At 57.7% G+C, this 19,887-nt stretch carries 13 protein-coding genes and 1 pseudogene; 7 read left to right on the forward strand and 7 right to left on the reverse strand.

Annotated features, from left to right (window positions below; translation table 11 throughout):
- Positions 1 to 128 precede the first annotated feature (128 nt).
- The 4 genes from istB to ACTJJX_RS33900 all read right to left on the reverse strand — a co-directional run bounded on the left by istB (position 129) and on the right by ACTJJX_RS33900 (position 7,242).
- The gene (gene istB / locus ACTJJX_RS33885; RefSeq protein ID WP_045107743.1) at positions 129 to 884 is read right to left on the reverse strand and encodes an IS21-like element ISPpu7 family helper ATPase IstB; all 756 of its coding nucleotides are present in this window, start codon (positions 882 to 884) and stop codon (positions 129 to 131) included.
- A 17-nt stretch (positions 885 to 901) separates the two neighbouring features.
- Complete coding sequence (istA, locus tag ACTJJX_RS33890) at positions 902 to 2,416, reverse strand: IS21 family transposase (protein ID WP_146537839.1); 1,515 nt, start codon at positions 2,414 to 2,416, stop codon at positions 902 to 904.
- A 159-nt stretch (positions 2,417 to 2,575) separates the two neighbouring features.
- Entirely contained in the window at positions 2,576 to 4,717 is a 2,142-nt protein-coding gene (locus ACTJJX_RS33895) for a hypothetical protein (RefSeq protein ID WP_440782054.1), read from the reverse strand.
- Entirely contained in the window at positions 4,714 to 7,242 is a 2,529-nt protein-coding gene (locus tag ACTJJX_RS33900) for a site-specific integrase (RefSeq protein WP_261390179.1), read from the reverse strand. The genes ACTJJX_RS33895 and ACTJJX_RS33900 overlap by 4 nt, the downstream gene beginning before the upstream one ends.
- A 474-nt stretch (positions 7,243 to 7,716) precedes the next feature.
- On the opposite strand from ACTJJX_RS33900, the gene ACTJJX_RS33905 reads away from it, so the two are divergent.
- From ACTJJX_RS33905 to ACTJJX_RS33930, 6 genes are all read left to right on the forward strand, one after another.
- Positions 7,717 to 8,628 carry a LysR family transcriptional regulator gene (locus ACTJJX_RS33905; protein WP_146537868.1) on the forward strand — a complete coding sequence of 304 codons (912 nt, stop codon included), beginning with the start codon at positions 7,717 to 7,719 and terminating at the stop codon, positions 8,626 to 8,628.
- A gap of 134 nt (positions 8,629 to 8,762) precedes the next feature.
- A complete protein-coding gene (locus ACTJJX_RS33910; protein WP_395549235.1) occupies positions 8,763 to 10,217 on the forward strand; it encodes a gamma-aminobutyraldehyde dehydrogenase in 1,455 nt (484 codons plus the stop codon).
- Between the two features lie 415 nt (positions 10,218 to 10,632).
- Positions 10,633 to 11,784, forward strand: coding sequence for an iron-containing alcohol dehydrogenase (locus tag ACTJJX_RS33915; protein ID WP_146537870.1), 1,152 nt, complete (start codon positions 10,633 to 10,635; stop codon positions 11,782 to 11,784).
- 14 nt (positions 11,785 to 11,798) lie between these two features.
- Complete coding sequence (locus ACTJJX_RS33920; protein WP_146537871.1) at positions 11,799 to 13,235, forward strand: APC family permease; 1,437 nt, start codon at positions 11,799 to 11,801, stop codon at positions 13,233 to 13,235.
- A gap of 1 nt (position 13,236) precedes the next feature.
- Entirely contained in the window at positions 13,237 to 13,752 is a 516-nt protein-coding gene (locus ACTJJX_RS33925) for a DUF3156 family protein (protein WP_186775247.1), read from the forward strand.
- A 75-nt stretch (positions 13,753 to 13,827) separates the two neighbouring features.
- Positions 13,828 to 15,252 carry a gamma-aminobutyraldehyde dehydrogenase gene (locus ACTJJX_RS33930; RefSeq protein WP_146537873.1) on the forward strand — a complete coding sequence of 475 codons (1,425 nt, stop codon included), beginning with the start codon at positions 13,828 to 13,830 and terminating at the stop codon, positions 15,250 to 15,252.
- A 395-nt stretch (positions 15,253 to 15,647) separates the two neighbouring features.
- On the opposite strand, the gene ACTJJX_RS33935 is transcribed toward ACTJJX_RS33930, so the two are convergent.
- Together ACTJJX_RS33935 and ACTJJX_RS33940 are read right to left on the reverse strand one after the other, a co-directional pair.
- Positions 15,648 to 16,223, reverse strand: coding sequence for a methyl-accepting chemotaxis protein (locus ACTJJX_RS33935; RefSeq protein ID WP_409996115.1), 576 nt, complete (start codon positions 16,221 to 16,223; stop codon positions 15,648 to 15,650).
- Between the two features lie 12 nt (positions 16,224 to 16,235).
- Positions 16,236 to 16,880, reverse strand: a pseudogene (locus ACTJJX_RS33940) (PAS domain-containing protein); the annotation flags it as partial.
- Between the two features lie 158 nt (positions 16,881 to 17,038).
- On the opposite strand from ACTJJX_RS33940, the gene ACTJJX_RS33945 reads away from it, so the two are divergent.
- Positions 17,039 to 18,067 carry an IS30 family transposase gene (locus ACTJJX_RS33945; RefSeq protein ID WP_146537875.1) on the forward strand — a complete coding sequence of 343 codons (1,029 nt, stop codon included), beginning with the start codon at positions 17,039 to 17,041 and terminating at the stop codon, positions 18,065 to 18,067.
- Between the two features lie 369 nt (positions 18,068 to 18,436).
- Here the strand turns inward: ACTJJX_RS33945 and ACTJJX_RS33950 are convergent, their stop codons facing one another.
- The gene (locus ACTJJX_RS33950; RefSeq protein ID WP_146538033.1) at positions 18,437 to 19,807 is read right to left on the reverse strand and encodes a transposase; all 1,371 of its coding nucleotides are present in this window, start codon (positions 19,805 to 19,807) and stop codon (positions 18,437 to 18,439) included.
- Positions 19,808 to 19,887 lie beyond the last annotated feature (80 nt).

Here is a 19,887-nt window from a genome sequence, read left to right on the forward strand (position 1 = left end):
TGCGGATTCCACACCATCCGGCCACCCAGTCCACGCTCATCTGGCCAGGCATTCCACGGCCATCTGGCCACCTGTTCCACGGCCATCCGGCCGGGCAGTCGGAGCGCAGCGACGCAGGGGTGGCATTGTTAGTCTGAGGTGCCCGGCGTCGTCAATTTCTGCGTCCGTTTGCGCATTGATTCACCCTTCAGATTGATCCGATAAGCGTTGTGCACCAGGCGGTCGAGGATGGCGTCGGCCAGGGTCGGGTCGCCGATCAGCTCGTGCCAGTTGTCCACCGGCATCTGGCTGGTGACGATGGTCGAGCGCTGGCCGTAGCGGTCGTCCAGTAGCTCCAGCATGTCGCGCCGCTGTTCGGCGGTGAACGGGGCCAGGCCCCAGTCGTCGAGGATCAGCAGGTCGGTCTTGGCGTAGCTGCTCATCAGCTTGGCGAAGCGGCCGTCGCCATGGGCCAGACCCAGTTCTTCCAGCAAACGTGGCAGGCGCAGGTAGCGCACGCTGTAGCCCTCCCGGCAGGCCTGGTGGGCCAGGGCACAGGCCAGCCAGGTTTTACCGACACCGGTGGGGCCGCCGATGATCAGGTTGAGGCCGTCGCGCAGCCACTGGCCACTGCTCAGTTGCAGGATCAGCGCCTTATCCAGTCCGCGCGGGCTGCGGTAGTCGATGTCTTCGAGGCAGGCGTTGTGCTTGAGCCGGGCCTGGCGCAGGCGGCTGCTCAGGCGCTTGTCATCGCGTTCGGTCAGCTCGCGGTCGACCAGCAGGCCGAGGCGTTCTTCGAAGCTCAGGCTGTCGATGTCCGGGGTTTTCAGTTGTTCATTCAGCGCCTTGAGCATGCCGTGCAGGCGCAGGGTTTGCAGCTTGTCCAGGGTCGGATGGGGCAGCATGGTGGGATTCCTTGGGGTCAGTGGTAGTAGGCGGATCCGCGCAGGTTGGCGTGGTCGTCCGGCAGCAGCGGCAGGTTGGTTTGAGCTAGCGGCAGGTTTTCCAGCCCCTGGCGCAGGATCGATTCGAGGCTCTTGTAGCTGCACGTGCCGAGGCTGATGGCGCGACGGCAGGCCAACTCCAGACGCGCCTCACCGTGGGTTTTACCCAGGCGCAGGATGCCCAGGCAGGCCCGGTAGCCCTGCTGCGGATGGATGCGCCGTTCGAGGATGTGCCGGATCACGCCGGCGGTGTTCGGCCCGGTCTGCTCGGCCCAGCGGATCAGCCGTTGCGGCGTCCACTCGGCATGCTCGCGATGGCTCTTGGGCATGTGCTCGGCCTGCGTGCTGTGCCTGCCCTTGTGCATTGAGCGCAGGTGGCTGGCCACTCGCTGGTTGGCGTGGAAAAACTCGACGGTGCGCGCCGTCAGGCGCACCTCCAGCTGCTTCTTCACCAGTTGATACGGCACCGAGTAGTAATGCCCATCGACCTCGACGTGGTAGTCGATGTGCACCCGCGCCTTCTTCCACTCGGCGTAGACGTAGGGTTGCTCCGGCAGGGGGCGCAGCGCCGGACGATCCAGGCTGTCGAAGGCCGACTGCCGGGAGCCCGGCAGCTTCTTGAACGGGCGTTGGTTGAGCCGCTCCAGCAGCCCGGCGATGGCCGTGTTGAGTTCATCCAGGGAGAAGAACTGCCGATTCCTCAGTGCGGCGAGGATCCAACGCTCGACCACCTGCACGCCGACTTCGGCCTTGGCCTTGTCGCGCGGTTTGCGTGCCCGCGCCGGCACCACCGCCACGCCATAGTGCTCGGCCAGATCGCGGTAGCTGGGGTTGATGTCCGGCTCGTAGCGGTGACTCTTGCTCACCGCGCTGCGCAGGTTGTCCGGCACCACGATCTCCGGCACGCCGCCGAGGAAGGCGAAGCAGCGGGCATGGGAGCCTAGCCAGTCCGGCAGCTGCTGCGACCAGGTGGCTTCGGCGAAGGTGTAGCTGGACGCGCCGAGCACCGCGACGAACACCTGCGCCTGGCGGATCTCGCCGCTGTGGCGATCGATAACCGGCACCGTCTGGCCGGCATAGTCGACGAACAGCTTCTCGCCGACGCGGTGCTCCTGACGCATCACCACGTCCAACTTGCCCTGCCAGGCTCGGTAGTGCTCACAGAACCAGCTGTACTGAAAGCCCTGAGGCTGGCTCAGGCGGTACTCCTGCCAGAGCAGCGCCAGGGTCACCCCGGGGCGGCGCAGTTCGGCATGCACCCATGCCCAATCGGGTAAAGGCCGCTTCTCACTGGCAACCGCCGGGGCCGGCGGGAACAGTTGCTGCTCCAACTCGGCATCGGACAACGAACAGGGCCAACTGAGACCGCTGGCGGCAAAACGATTGAGGTAGTCGCCGACGGTGACACGACCGACCTGCACGCTGACCGCAATCTGGCGAGCCGATAGTCCGACCTCGAACTTGAGACGTAGTACTTCGCGAATCTTACGCATGGATAAACGCTCCACGACGACCTCTCTGCTTCGAAAAAGAGGTCGATGGTAGTGAAGAAATCCTGCGTTACTGCCTGCCCGGTTGAGTGGCCGGATGGCCGTGGAATCAGTGGCCGGATGCGCGTGGAATGGGTGGCCGGATCACCGTGGAATCGGTGGTCAGATGCTCATGGAATGGGTGGCCAGATGACCGTGGAATCCGCAGGTGGGGGCCTCCGGGGAGTGGAAAAATGCTCGGTTTAGCCGTTCTGTGTCCAGCAGCCATTTCATGGTTTGCGGATGCTCGCCGAATAGCAATCCAGCCTGCTGACTAACACCGAATGCTGACGCGGCTAACTTGAACATCAACCACGTCGCGGCGGAATGTCTCAGGTGGTGATAGTGCATATCGCTGCACCCAGTTACCCGGCGTAGAGCATCATGAATGGCCGGCATCAGTGTCGATTCAGATACCCATCGAGTCTGGAATTCCGGGATACAGAACAAGAATTGCGAATATGGACTCTTCCGCTCTTCGTCATCGCGCAGCTGGGCAAGGCGTTCAATCAGCTGCAACTCATCCGGCTCAAGCAAAACGTGAAGTGGCAGCGTACGTGTTGAGTTGCGTGTTTTTAACGCGCGCTGAGCATGCGGACGAATATGCAAATTGACCGGCAGCTCGAGGGCAGTTAGTTGGTCAGGCGAAAGCAGCTTAAGGTTTGGATGTCGTTTCCTTACTGCAGAGGCCCGTGCAGCAGGCAGCGCAGGTAATTGCAAATCACGACGCAGCAATTTCAGCGCCTCATTACGACGCAGTCCTAGGCGAAAACCGAAAATCACCATGGCCTGCGCGACCATAGAGAGGCGTGGTGAGCGCTGGCTCAGCGTGCCTGTAGCCAAGTCTCGCAACGTTAGGCGATATTGTTCTTCGCTGACGATTTGGGCATCGACGAACGGAGGCGTTTTTCCAATACCTAACGCGGCATAGGGGCTGATTGGTGGATACGAAAATCTTTTCTGCAGGTAGCCATGGAACTCCAAAATGCCTTTGGCTAGATTCCTCTTCATAGGTGGTGTGGGCTGGGCCTCCAGCATCAGCTCATAGAGTTCCTCCAGCGCGTCCGGCGGAACATCCAAGACGGACTCTACAGACAGAAAATTGTCCAACCCAACACCGACGATTCGAACATAGTTAGCAACTGTTTTGGGCTTCAACGGATTACCGTAAAACGAGCGTCCGTGACATAGAAACGACGCAAAACTACCGATCAGCTGTTCAAGACTTTTAGGTGGCGGCTCATTATCGAGTGCGACAATTTGCTCTTTCCGGACTTTTCGACATAGCGCCGTCAACCACTCGGGAACATTTTGCTCGGGCCTACGAAACCGGTGTTTTTTCCGTTTTTGTTTTTCTTCGATTTTTGGAGTCGGTGCATTTCCGTGCAAATGCTGCCAAGAGTCCGACAAAACCGAATGCGTCACATAGCTGGACCTCGTGGAGTAATTCATTAGTAGCTGTGGCAATTGTGTTTGACGTTGAATACGCAACAACTCAAACACTCGCTCCAGAGAGCCAGGCTGGTTCTCAGGGCAAATTCCTCCTGTGGCCAGAGCCGCTTGAATACATTTAAGTTTTCCGCCCTTTCGATCCAGATAAGGCCTGTTCTCGGCCAGATCTGGAGCGCAGCGCGACAGAAGCGACAGCGTTATCGGGTCTGGGAACCACTGCCGGTTCTCAGCCTCAGGTTGACCTCGGATTGAGAGCGGTAGCCGGAACTCTGGTATTCCGGATATCCAGATGACCTGTCCAGGGTCAAGCTGAGTCAGCGCGCTCAGCTGGGGAATGTCGATCAGAGCACCGTAGTAGCTAGCACTCAGAAGAAGCAGCCCGATCCGCTCATGGGGCGTGAGTTGTTCTAGATCTCGCCTGATGGCGCGCTCCAGCGAATCAACCATGTCCTGACTGGCCGACAGATTCTCTGAGTTGTATAGGTCTGGATTAATCGGATTAGGGCGGCGCTGAGTTTCGATCGCTACCTGAGCCAGCGGCAAGCTCGGATTAAAACGCTGCGCCCGATGCGTCACTTCTCGCAGCGTGTTACGTAATGTTGAGCCTTCGAGCTGACTCCCGAGATTCTGCATCTCTCTGAGGGGGAAATTACGCAGCGAACGTTGTCCGCAGAGCCATTCACCGATGCTGTTGCCGGAATCTTTGCAGCGTTCCTGGAGTTTCAGAAGATATTCATTTTTCCACTCTGGATCGTGTTTTTCCGGGCTCCAGACAACAGATAGCATTTCATCCGAAAGACGTGAGCTATTCATACATCAGCCCCCACAACCAGGTGGCTGTTGCGAACCGTCCAGCCTAGCTCCCGCATCAGTGGCAACAAGTGGCTATGAAGGCCTTGGACATAGGTACGCGGGCAAAAACTCGAGTAAATATCTTGTGGTTCTTCGCCGCTCAGCCAATGACCCATCAGAGCCGACAGTGTCTCAGGCGGACATCCGCGCTCGGCGAGCTCAGTCCTCAAGAATTTGCGGAATCCATTCACTGGATGAGGTGTGAAACCCTCAATCTGGCGCATTACGGCTTTGATATGGAGCGGCCGGATTTCCTCGTAGGAAAGACAACCATCATCGGTAAAGCGCAGGAAAAATCCGTTGGTAGGAACCGGTGCATGTAACTCGAGTTGTCCGGTAATTGCCCTGCAGTGAGCCTTATAGGCCTTTAACTGTCTTCTTAATAGGTCAGTTAACACTACCAGGCGACTCATATGCCCATCATCTGAGCCTTTGTCGCCCAGCGCGCCGTGCCACCCAGGCGATATAAATTCGTCTTCCTGCTTCAACGGGTCGCGAATAGCTCGACATCCGGTCGCCATAAAGAACATTTGAACCGTCCACAGCGACAAACAGTTGTGCCAGTGAACGAGCTGTTGGAGGCCTTTTCGGGGGCGTTTACGCAGCACTGCTAGCAATGCAGCAAGATTAGCTTTTACCGTATCCACCCTAAGGCAGTTTCGGGCACCAACGGCCACCTCAGGAACAGCAAGAATCGATGCACTAGGGGCCTCCAATCCTACGGTGGCATAAACCGCAGTCAACACTCGCTGTACTGATTGGCAATACAGGCGTCGCAGATGGTTGATGCTGAACTGGCTGTAATACAGCGCTGTGTTTGCCGAAATACAGGGCATCCCACATAGCATGGTGGCTGCAACCACATCATGAGAGTCTGCGATGATTTGGCGATGAAGGTAGGAGCGCACTTTGTGCACCGTGTAGCGAGGATCTTCGCCCCCAAGCTCGCTCAACAAGGTGCGGATTTCACGCTCGACGTCTTTAATCTTGCAGGTGATAACTGCAGAGCCATTCACCGGCGACAAGTCTCGGATTGCCATAACAAGCGCAGCCGCCCCAACCATGTCCGGTACCGAGATTGTTGGCTGAGATGCTCGAACGGCATCTCGAGGCAGGAGCTCTTCCGCTGCATAGTCTGGCGTCGGTGCAAAAAATCTGAACTCCGCCGGCCCAGTCTCATCAGCCAGAACCAACTCCAGCACCGAGCTCGGGCGAGCATTGCGCTCAGCTATCCGTAGTTTTTTGCAGTCCTCGAGTGAGCGACCGAACCAGAGCATGAGATGAAGTACTAGCAGTGCCTCCAAGCGCCTCCGTATCTGTGTCTGCTCCTGGCCAGGGGCATTACGAATTCGTTCCCGACAGAATAGAAATTCATCAGTGACACCGAACAGTAGGTTTGCTAGTTCATACTGCGTGAGCAGGTTGTAGCCAAAAGGCAAAAACTGCCTACTGCGAGCAATATGAGCAAGCATGCCCTCATGGCTGAGCAATTCAGCTACATATGGCCTTACCTCACCCCTTGTATCGATCAAACATATTTCACTCGCCGAGGTTAGTTCTCCCGGCGGTAGTGCTTCATCTAAATCATCGTCGAGCGGTTGAGACACCACGAAACTTATATATCCAGGGAGCAAATCTGGGTCGTCTGGATCATCAAGCGGGAACTCGGTGGCACCCTGGCTAATTAGTACGCCTAGGCCTGCACTGTTTGAGCCGCCATGGTGACGATGGCCGCCGCCACCGTGACGCTCAGGCGGCTCCTCACCACCGAGGTAGCGGGCGAGACGAACGATCGGCGCGAAGTACTCTGCAAGATAATTAGTTGAATTGCCGGCGTCGAATTGACGACAGCCCTGCGCAAATACAGCAGAACTGGACCATATATTCAGATCACTTGGTATGGACAGTGTCTGCAATGCGCAGAGCGCTCGGAGTTCCAGGTACGCGGTGTATCTCTGGCCTCGGAGGCCCAAGCCATCAGCCCTTTGCTGATAGGCCAGGAGCAGCTGCCCAATAAGCCGGTAGTAATCCTGCTCGCATTCTGAATCAGCAGGTTCGTGCCAAAGCGTCGCGTATGGGAATGCGTGCTCTTGTACACCCTTACCGATGACCGGGTTACGTGTACGCCGCTCATCCCCCAAGTAAAACATGAGGCCCAAAGGCGCAACAAAATCAGGATTATTTCGGATTGAAATAATCCAACGGCACTCGTCCCGCCAGATTCTGAGATCACTCGCGCCTAGGTTGAGCACCGGCGGTACGTCCATGGCATCAAGCGTATTCACGAGCCCCTGTATGACTCGTGGAAAATCAATCAGCTGCGGGTGAACATCTAGAAACCTCAGCATCTCCGCAATCACACCAACGTCGCGGCCACGATCTTTAGCCAACCTAAGCAGTTGTGCATGCGGTGAGTCAGGGCTGATTTGCGGCTGATTTCCACTCGACGAATAATTGAATGTATTTGGCATCTTCTTGGCTCTCACTATTTGGACTACTAACTGATAGTGGGAGAGCAAAGGACACGGTTTTGGGGGTAGAGCTGCGTGTCAGGTAAATTTTGATTTTTTTGAGTTCTTCAAAATTCCGCGCATGCGCGGAAAAATTGTCATGTCGATATGCCTAAGGCCACGCTAAAGCGTCGCTACTAGACAGAGCTGCTGGCCCCACTACCTGATCTTGACCAGGCATCTGAGATCAGATCAGAGCCATGCGCCCCACTCATTAGAATTGCCGCGCCGCTTTTGGTTTTGGTCGCTGCACAGCAAGTCAGGTCTACCGAAAGCAACGCTTGTCCCGGTGAATGCGGTTTAAAGAGCGCTTATATGGCTTGTGCCTTCCTGCGGCTGCCAATAGGAGATTGCAGTAAGTCATAGGCGTTCGTTAAAAAAGAATGAATCAATAAGGTTTCGATAAAATATAGTTATTGGCATCTAACCAATACAGCGAGCCCCCTTCGCATGATGACCCTGCGCCAGATTCGCCATTTCATTGCCGTTGCAGAGACCGGCTCGATTTCTGCCGCCGCCCAAGCAGTATTCATCTCCCAGTCGACCCTGACCCTGGCCATCCAGCAACTGGAGGAAGAAATCGGCGTCTGTCTGTTCAACCGACACGCTAAAGGCATGAGCTTGACCCACCAAGGCCATCAGTTTTTGCGCCAGGCACACTTGATTCTGGCCACGGTGGACAACGCCAAGCGCAGCCTGCAGCAGAGCACCGACAAGGTGGCCGGCGGCCTGACCATTGGTGTGACCAGCCTGGTCGCCGGCTACTACCTAGCCGATCTGATCACCCGTTTCCAGCGCGCCTACCCCAACGTGCAGACCCGCGTGGTCGAGGATGAGCGACCGTATATCGAGCACCTGCTGGTCAGTGGCGAGATCGATGTCGGCGTGCTGATCTTGTCCAACCTGGAAGATCGTCACGCACTGCAGACCGAAGTGCTGACGCACTCGCCGCATCGTTTGTGGTTGCCGGCGCGGCACCCGCTGCTAGAGCACGACAGCATCAGCCTGGCCGATGTGGCCGGCGAGCCGCTGATCCAGCTCAACGCCGACGAAATGGGCTTGCACACCCAGCGCATCTGGACCCGTGCCGGCCTGACTCCGCATGTCACCCTGCGTACGGCTTCGGTGGAAGCCGTACGCAGCCTGGTAGCTGCGGGCCTTGGTCTGTCGATCCAGCCGGACATGACCTACCGCCCCTGGTCGCTGGAAGGCGACATCATTGAGGCCCTGCCGCTGGCTGACCTGAGCGAGCCGCTTGATGTCGGCTTGGCCTGGCGTCGCGGCACGGCGCGGCCGGCACTGGTCGATCCCTTCCTCAGCGTGGCGCGCGAGCAATCGCACAATCGCAAGGTATCTATTTAATCGAACGCAGCTTTCGTTTTTAAGAATTTGTCGATCTCTGTGCATGGCCCTAGTCTCAGTACCCTATAAGCGCAGAGGTTCCACGCAGCACTGGAGCCGTCATGCAGGCAGAAAACAAAAGAAGAAGCCCGAAGATGTCCGAACCCACCCTTTACAGCGCATTGCTGATCGACGGCCACCTGGTCGCCGGGGAAGGTTTGGCAGAGGCCATCATCAATCCCGCCACTGGCGAAGTGCTGACCCGCATTGCCGAAGCGTCGCTGGATCAGGTGGAAGCGGCCGTACAGGCCGCCCACCGTGCCTTCGCTGGCTGGTCCCGCACCACCCCAGCACAACGCGCCACGGCGCTGCTGGCAATTGCCGACGCCATCGAACAGAACGCCGATCAGCTGGCGCGCCTAGAGTCGCTGAACTGCGGCAAGCCGCTACACTTAGCGCGCCAGGACGACATTCACGCCACCGCCGATGTGTTCCGCTTCTTTGCCGGCGCCGTGCGCTGCCAACAGGGCCAGCTGGCCGGCGAATACGTGCCCGGCCATACCAGCATGGTACGCCGTGACCCGGTGGGCGTGGTCGCCTCGATTGCGCCATGGAACTACCCACTCATGATGGCCGCGTGGAAGATCGCTCCAGCCCTGGCCGCCGGTAATACGCTGGTGTTCAAACCCTCGGAACATACCCCGCTCTCGATCCTGGCCTTGGCTCCGGCGCTGGCGCAGATCCTCCCGGCTGGCGTGCTGAACATCATATGTGGCGGCGGCGAAGGGGTCGGCAGCCAACTGGTCGGCCACCCACGAGTGCGTATGGTGTCGCTGACCGGCGATATCGTTACCGGGCAGAAGATCCTGCAGAGCGCCGCGCGAACGCTAAAACGCACGCACCTAGAACTGGGCGGCAAGGCGCCGGTGATCGTCTGCAACGACGCCGACCTCGAAGCCGTAGTGCAGGGCGTACGCACCCACGGCTACTACAATGCCGGCCAGGACTGCACCGCTGCCTGCCGCATCTATGCCCAGGCCGGCATTCACGATCGTCTGGTCGCCGAGCTGGGCGAAGCCGTATCAAGCATCCGTTTCGCCCGCAAGAAAGACAGCGACAACGAGATCGGCCCACTGATCAGCGCTCGCCAGCGCGACCGCGTGGCAAGCTTCGTCGAGCGCGCCCTTGGGCAGCCGCATATCGAGCGCGTGACCGGTGCGGCCGTGCATTCCGGCGCGGGCTTCTACTATCAGCCGACCCTGCTGGCCGGCTGCAAGCAAAGCGACGAGATCGTCCAGCGCGAAGTGTTCGGCCCGGTGGTTACCGTCACCCGTTTCAACGAGTTAAGCCAGGCGCTGGACTGGGCCAACGACTCCGAGTACGGCCTGGCCAGCTCGGTGTGGACGCAAAATCTGGATAAAGCCATGCAGGTCGCTGGACGTTTGCAGTACGGCTGCACCTGGATCAACACCCACTTCATGCTGGCCAGCGAAATGCCCCACGGTGGACTTAAACGATCGGGCTACGGCAAGGACCTGTCCAGCGACTCGTTGCAGGATTACAGCGTGGTGCGTCACATCATGGCGCGTCACGGACAACAATTAGACTGACGTCACCTGCTCGGCTGCGTTACGCCGAACAACATTTCACTGCCCCTATAACAGTCCACAAGAAGAGGGAATCGCAATGTCAGCGCATTCAACCGCAGTACTCAGCGCACTGCTCACCTTCGTTACAGCACTGTGTGGCCAACTCCTTAAGGCACTCTGTGCGGAGTCCAGTTCGACATCATTACCGCTTTCGCCAAGCTTACTGTAGCTCTCTCGCTCGACTTAATAACGCTATAGCGATGCTGGTGATGATCTAGGTCTTGCTGCTTATGTTAGGCCCCTAAAATCGCTCAACGAAAAGCCTGTACATAACCATGCATAGCTATGTCGCCCCCTACGCCAATCAAACACGCACCTTACGTTGAGCTATTAAACATCAAATAAAGAGCCTTAAAGGCCAAGGAGTAAAACGACCATGAACTTTCAGTTTTTACTACCAACGAAAATCGTCATGCAGGCAGGGTTGCGGGCGCGCACCGGGGAACACCTGAAGGAACTGGGTCTGCGGCACGTATTGTTGGTGACCGACGCGGGGGTCAAGCGCGCGGGCTTGCTAGAAAGTATCTACACCAGCCTAGACGCAGCGCAGGTCCGCTATGCAGAGGTATGCGACGTCAAACCCAACCCCCGCAGTGACGATTGCAACGCCACGGCTCAGAAATATCGCGGTCAGGGCATCGATGGTGTGCTCGCCGTAGGGGGCGGCAGCGCGATGGATGCAGCAAAGGCTATCAGCGTGCTGCTGACCCACGAGGGCAATGTTGAGGACTACGAAGGTGCCTTTACCCTCAAGAACCCTGCACTGCCAATCATTGCCATCCCGACAACCGCTGGCACCGGCAGTGAAGTTACCTTCTTTTCGGTAATCACCGACACCCAGCGTCAGTTCAAGATGAGTATTTTGGACTACCGCATCGGTCCGGTCCTTGCCCTGCTCGACTCGGATATCACCGCTACCCTGCCGCCCGCTATAGCCGCAAGCACGGGCATGGATGCCCTGACTCATGCGATTGAGGCCTACACCTGTAAGCTTGCCAATCCCATCAGCGACGGTCTTGCCCTGCACGCCATCCGCTTGATCAGCCAAAACCTCAAGGCTGCCGTACAAGAACCGGAGAACCAGGCCGCCCGCGAGCAAATGCTGATCGCCAGTCTGATTGCCGGCATGGCATTCGGCAATGCCGATATCGCCAGCGTGCATTGTATCTCCGAGGCCATCGGCGGCATGTACGACACGCCACACGGCGTGGGTAATGCGATTTTCCTGCCCTTCGTGTTCAGTCATAACCGCGATGCCGACCTACGTCGTCATGCCGACGTAGCCTACGCCCTGGGTATCGACCCAACTCTGGACGCTGCCACAGCCGCCGAGCGCGCAGTAGAGCAATTGTTCAGCATGAGCAAAGAGCTGGGCATTCCGCGCTTCAGCAAAGTGGCAGGAGTGCGTGAAGAGGACTTCCAGGCCATTGCCGAAAAATCCAAAAGCAACATGTCCGACAGCAGCAATGCCAAGCCGATGAGCGTGGACAGCTACCTGACCATCATCCGCCAAGCCTACCAACACTAACCGAGGCTGCATTCATGTCATCTACTTCCCTAAACAGGACGCTCGGCTTCTGGCGCGCGTTCGCCACCTGCACCGGGCTCGTCGTCGCCGGCACCACCATGGTTTCCCTTGGCTACAGCATGGGACTAGTTGGGCCAGCCTTTATTGTCAGCGCACTGATCGCCATGTTCGTCAGTATCTTGGTGTCTTTCTCCTACTCCGAACTGTCGTCATTTATGCCGGGTGCCGGCATGATCGGCGATTACACCTTGATCGCCATGGGTCCTTTCATGGCAATCGTCAGTGTGCTGGGCGGCTACATTGTGCTGGTCTCTGCGGCAGGCGCGATGGAGTCAATAACTGCTGGGCTCGCCGTGCAAAGCATGTTGCCTTCGGTCAGCGCGACGCTCGTGGCTGTCACCATGCTGGTGCTGTTTCTGATCATCAATCTGGTGGGCGTCGGCGTGTTCGGCTCGGTCCAGGTGCTCATCACCGGCTCAATGATTATCGGCACATCTATCATGGGCCTGATGGGCCTGCTGAGCATCGGTACGGTCAACGAAATTCAGGCCGTACCCTTCAACCCCAAAGGTTGGGAGGTGGTGTTCCAGTCGCTGGCCCTGGGTATCTGGTTGTTTGTTGGTATCGAATACGTCGCGCCGATGGCAGAAGAAGTCATCGAACCAGAAAAAACTATTCCTAAAGCGATGCTGTTTGGCCTGTTGACTATCTTCGTTGCTGACATGCTGTTCGGTCAGGCCATTGCTCACTATGTACCACTGGACATCCTTGAAGGCTCTACTGCGCCACAAGTCGACGGTGCGCGGGCAATGTTCGGTCATGCGGGTGCGGCAATCATTGTGGTGATCACGGTTCTGGCCAGCGCCAGTTCGGTCAGCTCGCACCTTGCCGCTGTGCCACGCATGCTCTATGGCCTGGCCCGTGAAGGCCTGTTGCCCAACGCATTCACCTATGTACACCCGCGCTTTCGCACACCTTGGGTTGGCATCATCGCGGTGTTCATCCTGCTGTGCATCCCGTTCCTGTTGAGCATCGACATGGAGCTGATCGCCACGTTGATTCTGGCATCCTGCGTCACCTGGCTGCTTTCCTATGTGATTGCTCAGGTCAACGTCATGATCCTGCGTCGTCGCTACCCTAATATCGAGCGGCCCTTCCGTACCCCACTGTTCCCACTGCCACAGATCATAGGTATAGCCGCATGCCTTTATATGATCCTGACCATCCACCCAGACAGCGAGATGAAGCTGCGCATTTACGCTATCTCGGGCGGATTCATGTTGGCTATCGTGGTCTATGCCGTCTGCTGGTTGCGTTATAAGCGCATCCCTCTCTTTCGCCCAGTACCGCTCGAGCAGCTCTACGACCTGGCCCAGGCCGAGCGCAGCGAGTCGCCCGCAACCACAAGTCCGTTGTTGCAAGCGACAGACAAACCACTGGAACAACGTTGAAATGAATATCTTCGGTAATGTGGAACGTCGCGCGCAGCATGCCTTCCAGCAGCTGTGCAAGCAGTTCGGCTGCAAGCCGTCGGAGCACGTCATCTTGCAGGCAAGCGATTGCCTGTCAGGCATTGACCGGCAACTGAGTTATTACGTCCGACGCCAGTTCTTTAGCCGCATCTACAAATTAGATTTGCGCTATGAGATAGCCGCTAGCGAAGCACCTGACGGGCATGCGCGCTGGACCAACAAGCGCAGCTGGAAAAGCGCTCAACCTGCCCTGACGAGCTGGTTGAGCCAACGCCCATGTTTGGCTGAGCAACTGCGCAAGCTGGATACCGAACAGGTAAACCTGAGCAGCGAGCAAGGCAGGCTTAGCTTGCATGTACGCATGCTGCCAGGTTGCTTCGTATGGACCCTACTACCACCCATGCATTACTTCGTACGCATGAAAGAAGCGGAGGTCGAGCTGATATCGGAACTGCCCGAACTGCTGCAGCCATCATTAACGAGCCAGGCCGCCTGACCCTAGCGGAACGAGTGAGCAACCAGCTAGCAACGTCTCCTGAGCCGTTGCTGGCTATAAGCAAAGGAAGAATCCATGCAAACCAAACTACTGATCAATGGCCAGCTGGTCACAGGCGAAGGCACTCTGCAGGCCGTGCTCAACCCCTCCCTAGGTACCACCCTGGTTGAAATCAACGAAGCCAGTGCAGCCCAGGTCGATGCCGCCGTACGCGCCGCCGATGCCGCCTTCGACAGCTGGTCGCAGACCACACCCAAGGATCGCGCCACCCTGCTGCTGCAGCTGGCCGACAAGATCGACGCCCACGCCGAAGAACTCGCCCGCCTGGAGTCCAACAACTGCGGCAAGCCCTACAGCGCTGCATTGAACGACGAACTGCCAGCCATCGCCGATGTGTTCCGCTTCTTCGCCGGTGCCAGCCGGGTGATGAGCGGCTCGGCGGCCGGTGAATACCTGCAGGGTCACACCTCGATGATCCGCCGCGACCCGCTGGGCGTGATCGCCTCCATCGCGCCCTGGAACTACCCGCTGATGATGGCCGCCTGGAAACTTGGCCCAGCACTGGCCGCAGGCAACTGCGTGGTGCTCAAACCGTCCGAGCAGACCCCGCTGACCGCACTGAAACTGGCCGAATTCCTCGCCGAGATCTTCCCCGCCGGCGTGGTCAACATCGTCTTCGGCCGCGGCCCGAGCGTCGGTGCACCGCTGACTAATCACCCGAAAGTGCGCATGGTCTCGCTGACCGGCTCGATCCCCACCGGCTCGGCCATCATCAGCAGCACCGCCGACACCGTTAAGCGCATGCACATGGAGTTGGGCGGCAAGGCCCCGGTAATCATCTTCGACGATGCTGACATCGACGCCGCTGTGGAAGGCATCCGCACCTTCGGCTTCTACAACGCCGGCCAGGATTGCACCGCCGCCTGCCGCATCTACGCGCAGAAAGGCATCTACGAGCAGTTCGTGGCCAAGCTCGGCGCGGCGGTGAGCAGCATCAAGTACGGCCTGCAGGACGACGAAGGTACCGAACTCGGCCCGCTGATCACCGAACAGCACCGCCAGAAAGTCGTGGGCATGGTCGACCGCGCCAAAGCACTACCGCATATCAGCGTGATCACTGGTGGTAATGCGGTCGACGGCCCCGGCTTCTTCTTCGAGCCGACCGTGCTGGCCGGCGCCCGCCAGGACGACGAGATCGTTCGCCGCGAAGTGTTCGGCCCGGTGGTTTCCGTCACCCCGTTCGACGACGAAGCGCAGGTGCTGGCCTGGGCCAACGACTCCGACTACGGCCTGGCCTCCTCGTTGTGGACCAGCGATGTCGGCCGCGCCCATCGCCTGTCGGCGCGTTTGCAGTACGGCTGCACCTGGGTCAACACGCACTTCATGCTGGTCAGCGAAATGCCCCACGGCGGTGTGAAACTGTCCGGCTATGGCAAGGACATGTCCATGTATGGGCTCGAGGACTACACGGCCATCCGCCATGTGATGTTCAAGCACTAACGCGGTCCTGCGTAGGGTGGATCGCACTTTACCGATCCACCGAATTGTGCCCATTTCGGCGGTACAGAATGACATCCCCCCCCACGCAGTTCATTAAGTACGTCCAACTCCTACAAAAAATTAGCTGGTGCAGCTTCCACTAAACAGCCTGCCAAAACTGCCGTTGGGCTAAGAAATCTTTACATCGAAGAGATCGGCAAAGACGAAGATAACTCGCTTTTGCCGCGCCACTTTACAAAGCAGATACAGCCTTACATTCCGAATACTGAGAGGAATTTCAGCCCACTTTTAGTGGGCTGCATTTGGCCGCATTGAGCCTGTCGCATTAGGCAGAAGTCGGCCAGAAGCGGTCATTTCCTTCCAGCCACCACAAGCAGGAAATCCTGTGAGGGGAATTACTGCAATTCGTTAGCGAAACGTCCAACCGCGCCGACCACTTGTTTAGCACCGTCCTGAATTTCTACAATCACAGTACCGGCCTGGTTGGCCAACGCTAGGCCTTGCTCGGCTTGCTCACGGCTACTGAACATTTCTCGCATAGCTCGCTCGGCAAGCGCCTGGTTCTGCTGTACTACGTTGACTATCTCTTCAGTGGCTTCGCTGGTTCGACCAGCCAACTTGCGCACCTCATCGGCTACCACGGCGAAGCCGCGACCATGCTCACCGGCGCGGGCGGCCTCAATAGCAGCATTGAGTGCTAGCAAGTTGGTCTGGGAAGCAATACTGCCAATCGTCTGGACGATTGAGCTGATCAACAACGATTGCTTACCGAGCGCCTCAATGCTCTCGGTAGCCGATTGCATTTGTACAGCAATGCTCTGCATGGTCTGAACAGTTTGCTGCACAACTTCAGCCCCACGCACGGCACTCACATCCGTTTGTTGAGAAACGTCATAGGCAACCCCTGCCGCTTCCCGCACTTCGGCTTCTCGAGCCACTTGTTCAGTGACGACGTTAGCGAATTTCACCACCTTGGATAACTTTCCTTCGGCGTCATGAACGGGGTTATAGGTGGCTTCCAGCCAAACATCTTGACCTCTGCCGTCGATCCTTTTGAAGCGATTAGCTACGTATTCACCACGGTTGAGCGTCTGCCAGAAGACTGCATATTGAGGCGAGTTCGCCTCTTCCGGTGTACAAAAGATGCTGTGATGTTTCCCCGTAATTTGGCCAAGCGAATAGCCCATGGCAGTGAGAAATTGCTGATTGGCGGTGATAACCGTGCCGTCTAAATTAAATTGGATAACCGCAGTGGAGCGGATCAACGCTTCAATTAAAGCTTCGTTTTCTTTTGCTTTTTCGAGGGCCTGACTGATCTCACTGCCATACCCTTGGACGTGGGACAGCTTTCCGTCCTCACCTTTGATTGGGAACCAATTCAACTTTATCCAAGCAAGGCTGCCGTCGGCTCGCAGATAGCGGTAATCATCACTAACTGGTTCAAACTTCGAGATCGCAGTATTAAATGCGTGAAAGCAGGGTAGATTTTTCACGTAAGGTGGAACAATCGCTGACAGCGGAAGCCCCAGGAGATCATTGGTGTACCCCAGAGTTTTGGAAAAGTTCTGGTTGAATTCACAGATGTTAAATTGCGCATCGAGCCTGATAGCAAGCATGCTCCGATTCATCTGTTCAGCCTGTTGACGCAGCAGATATAGCTCCGCGCTTTGGTCTTTTAGCTTTTTTTTTAAGGGTACGGTTGAACATTAACGCCTCCACAGAATTAGGTAGGGCGGCGGCAAAAACTGAGTGCAACACCTGACCTTTCCGGTACGGTGCTGCCCCTATGTTTTATTCCGAACTCAGCGTTGAAGAGCGCGCCACCATTCAAATCGGTCATGCCCAAGGCTTCAGCCTGCGCAGGATTGCCCGCCTGATCAACCGCTCCCCTTCGACCATCAGCCGGGAGCAGCGCCGCAATAGGGACGCCAGTGGCGGCTACTCGGCCCGCGTGGCCCAGCAGCTGATGCAGGCCCGCCGTCAGGCTTGTCGACCGATGCGAAAGCTGTTGCCGGGTAGCGAGCGCTTCGAGTTGGTGGCCCATATGCTGCGTGAGCGTTTGTCTCCCGAACAGATTGCCGGCAAGCTGCGCAGTATGAACATGCCCAATCTCAGAGATGCCTACGTCTGTCGCGAGACGATCTACAACGCGATCTATGCCCTTCCGGTCGGCGAGCTGCGTAAGGAGCTGATCATCTGCCTGCGCCAAAGCAAGACGACGCGCAGACCGCGCTCTGGCGGCGTGGATCGGCGCGGCCAGATCCCTGACATGGTCAGCATTCATGTGCGCCCACCGGAGATCGAAGACCGGCAGATGCCGGGGCATTGGGAAGGAGACCTGATCAAGGGCAAGGCCAACGCCTCATCCGTAGGCACGCTGGTGGAGCGCACCAGTGGCTACCTGATGCTGGTGAAGATGAATGACGCGACGGCAACCTCGGCGATGGAGGGCTTCAGCGCGGCGCTCAATGGCATGCCGCTGGCGATGCGCAAGAGCATGACCTACGACCAGGGTCGGGAGATGGCGCGGCACGCTGAGATCACCCAGAAAACCGGCGTGGCGATCTTCTTCTGCGACCCACATAACCCTTGGCAGCGCGGCAGCAACGAAAACATCAACGGCCTGATCCGCCAGTACTTGCCCAAGGGCACGGACTTGTCGGTACACAGCCAGGAGGAACTGGATGCCATCGCTCTGCAACTGAACATGCGGCCGCGTAAGCGCTTCGACTTCAAGTGCCCCATCGAAGTTATGGGTGAGGTGATGCAGAAGGCCATGGCTATGCGGCATGATGCTCCAGCTTCAATTCAATGACCGTGTTGCACTCAGCTCCTGCAACCGCCTAGGTATTCATACGCAACAGAGCCCTTGTCATTACCAGGGGCGACCTACCAGCCCGCTGCGAATTATTCAGGATGACTTGTAGTGAGATCCTAAAGAGGAGAAATGTCTAGTCTAGATGTACTGCGCCGGCTTGAGCCAATCATAGTTTCGCCGACACTTCGGAGTGACTGCTTTTGGCCGATTCTGTTGAAAAAGTAGCTTCAGCGGCAGCCTGCCGATCAAGTGTGCCTGCTATCTAAGTGGCTGCAAGCCACTTCAAGTTGCCTTCCGGCGTTTCACTGAGCGTCCTTGCTCAGGTTTGAGGGTTAATTTGAGGGTTTCTGCTCGCAGCAGGCGTACCTATCCCGTGAGCGGTGGCCCTTGAGGCAAAAGCTTGGCCATGCGTCGCAGGTTCTGCACCGTCGCCGCCAAAGTGAATTCGTCAGTGGCACCTGTCAGGCCACGCAGTCGTAAACGGTCGAGTTTCATGATCCGTTTGAGGTGGGCGAACAGCATCTCCACCTTTTTTCGTTCGCAGCGAGAGACGAGGTATTCCGGTGTCTTGGCGATGCGCCTGGCCACATCGCGGGCAGCCTCATGGATGCTGCGGACGATCTTCCGATTCGGCGTGTTGGGGCAGCATTTCGCTTTCAAAGGACAGGCGGTGCAGTCGGTTTGGCTGGAGCGATAAATGATGGTGTTGGCCTTGGTCACCCGCGATCTTTTCTGGGTGAAGGCGCGCCATTCACTGCGTAGTGGTTTGCCGGCTGGGCAGCGATATTCATTGGCTTCCTGATTCCAGTGAAAGTCCTTACTGGAGAGGCTGTCGTCCTTGCGCTCAGTCTTGTCCCACACCGGCACATGCGGCTCGATGTCCTTCTCTTCGACCATCCAGGCCAGCATCGGGGCAGTGCCATAAGCGGTGTCGCCGATAAGGCGTTCCGGTGTGAGGTCGAACTGCGCTTCGACACGCTCGACCATCGTTCTAGTCGAATCGACTTCGGCGGTACGGTGCGCCGGGGTAGCTTCCACATCCATGATCACGCCGTGCTCAGTGTCGATCAGGTAGTTCGTGGAGTAGGCAAAGTAGGCCGGGCCGCCTGGCGCTGCTGTCCAACGGGACTGAGGATCGGTGAGCGAAATTTTCTTGGGAAGAGCTTCAGCCAGCGCCTCTTCATCAAGGGCTTCGAGGTACTCGCGCACGGCGCGGCTGCTGAGTGCTGGATCGCGCCAATCGACTTCATCTCCTGCTACCCCACGTTGCCGGCTAGCATCCGCCTTGATGATGCTGGCGTCGACAGCGAAACCTTCACCCTTGACCAGACCGGCCGCCATGCAGCGCCGCAGCACTTCATTGAACAACCAGCGGAACAGATCGCTGTCACGAAAACGCCCATGGCGATTCTTCGAGAAGGTCGAGTGATTGGGGACTTCGTCTTCCAGACCCAGCCGGCAGAACCAGCGATAGGCCAGGTTCAGGTGCACCTCTTCGCACAATCGCCGCTCGGAACGAATGCCATAGCAGTAGCCGACGACCAGCATGCGCACCATCAACTCCGGGTCAATCGAGGGACGCCCGATGGGGCTATAGAAATCTGCCAGGTAGGCACGCAGATCACTGAGATCCAGGCACTGGTCGATGCTGCGCAGGAGATGTTGGGCCGGGACGTGATCTTCCAGATTGAACGAGTAGAACAGGCGCTGCTGTCCTCCCGGTAACTGTCCCATCATGCTGTTCGCCCCCAGGCTCGCTGACAAAGCAATTTTGCCAACGGCATGGGGAGGTCGCTACTTTTTCAACAGAATCGGCC

The sequence above is a fragment of the Pseudomonas sp. 22490 genome, from assembly GCF_052044465.1.
Classification (GTDB): Bacteria; Pseudomonadota; Gammaproteobacteria; order Pseudomonadales; family Pseudomonadaceae; genus Pseudomonas; species Pseudomonas aeruginosa.

Excerpts from the sequence above, each read along its gene's own strand:
- ACTJJX_RS33910 (WP_395549235.1), top strand. The coding sequence starts at position 8,763 with ATGTCCGAACCCACCCTTTACAGCGCATTGCTGATCGACGGCCACCTG.
- istB (WP_045107743.1), bottom strand. The coding sequence starts at position 884 with ATGCTGCCCCATCCGACCCTGGACAAGCTGCAAACCCTGCGCCTGCAC.
- istA (WP_146537839.1), bottom strand. The coding sequence starts at position 2,416 with ATGCGTAAGATTCGCGAAGTACTACGTCTCAAGTTCGAGGTCGGACTA.
- ACTJJX_RS33950 (WP_146538033.1), bottom strand. The coding sequence starts at position 19,807 with ATGATGGGACAGTTACCGGGAGGACAGCAGCGCCTGTTCTACTCGTTC.
- ACTJJX_RS33925 (WP_186775247.1), top strand. The coding sequence starts at position 13,237 with ATGAATATCTTCGGTAATGTGGAACGTCGCGCGCAGCATGCCTTCCAG.
- ACTJJX_RS33930 (WP_146537873.1), top strand. The coding sequence starts at position 13,828 with ATGCAAACCAAACTACTGATCAATGGCCAGCTGGTCACAGGCGAAGGC.
- ACTJJX_RS33945 (WP_146537875.1), top strand. The coding sequence starts at position 17,039 with ATGTTTTATTCCGAACTCAGCGTTGAAGAGCGCGCCACCATTCAAATC.
- ACTJJX_RS33905 (WP_146537868.1), top strand. The coding sequence starts at position 7,717 with ATGATGACCCTGCGCCAGATTCGCCATTTCATTGCCGTTGCAGAGACC.
- ACTJJX_RS33920 (WP_146537871.1), top strand. The coding sequence starts at position 11,799 with ATGTCATCTACTTCCCTAAACAGGACGCTCGGCTTCTGGCGCGCGTTC.
- ACTJJX_RS33915 (WP_146537870.1), top strand. The coding sequence starts at position 10,633 with ATGAACTTTCAGTTTTTACTACCAACGAAAATCGTCATGCAGGCAGGG.
- ACTJJX_RS33895 (WP_440782054.1), bottom strand. The coding sequence starts at position 4,717 with ATGAATAGCTCACGTCTTTCGGATGAAATGCTATCTGTTGTCTGGAGC.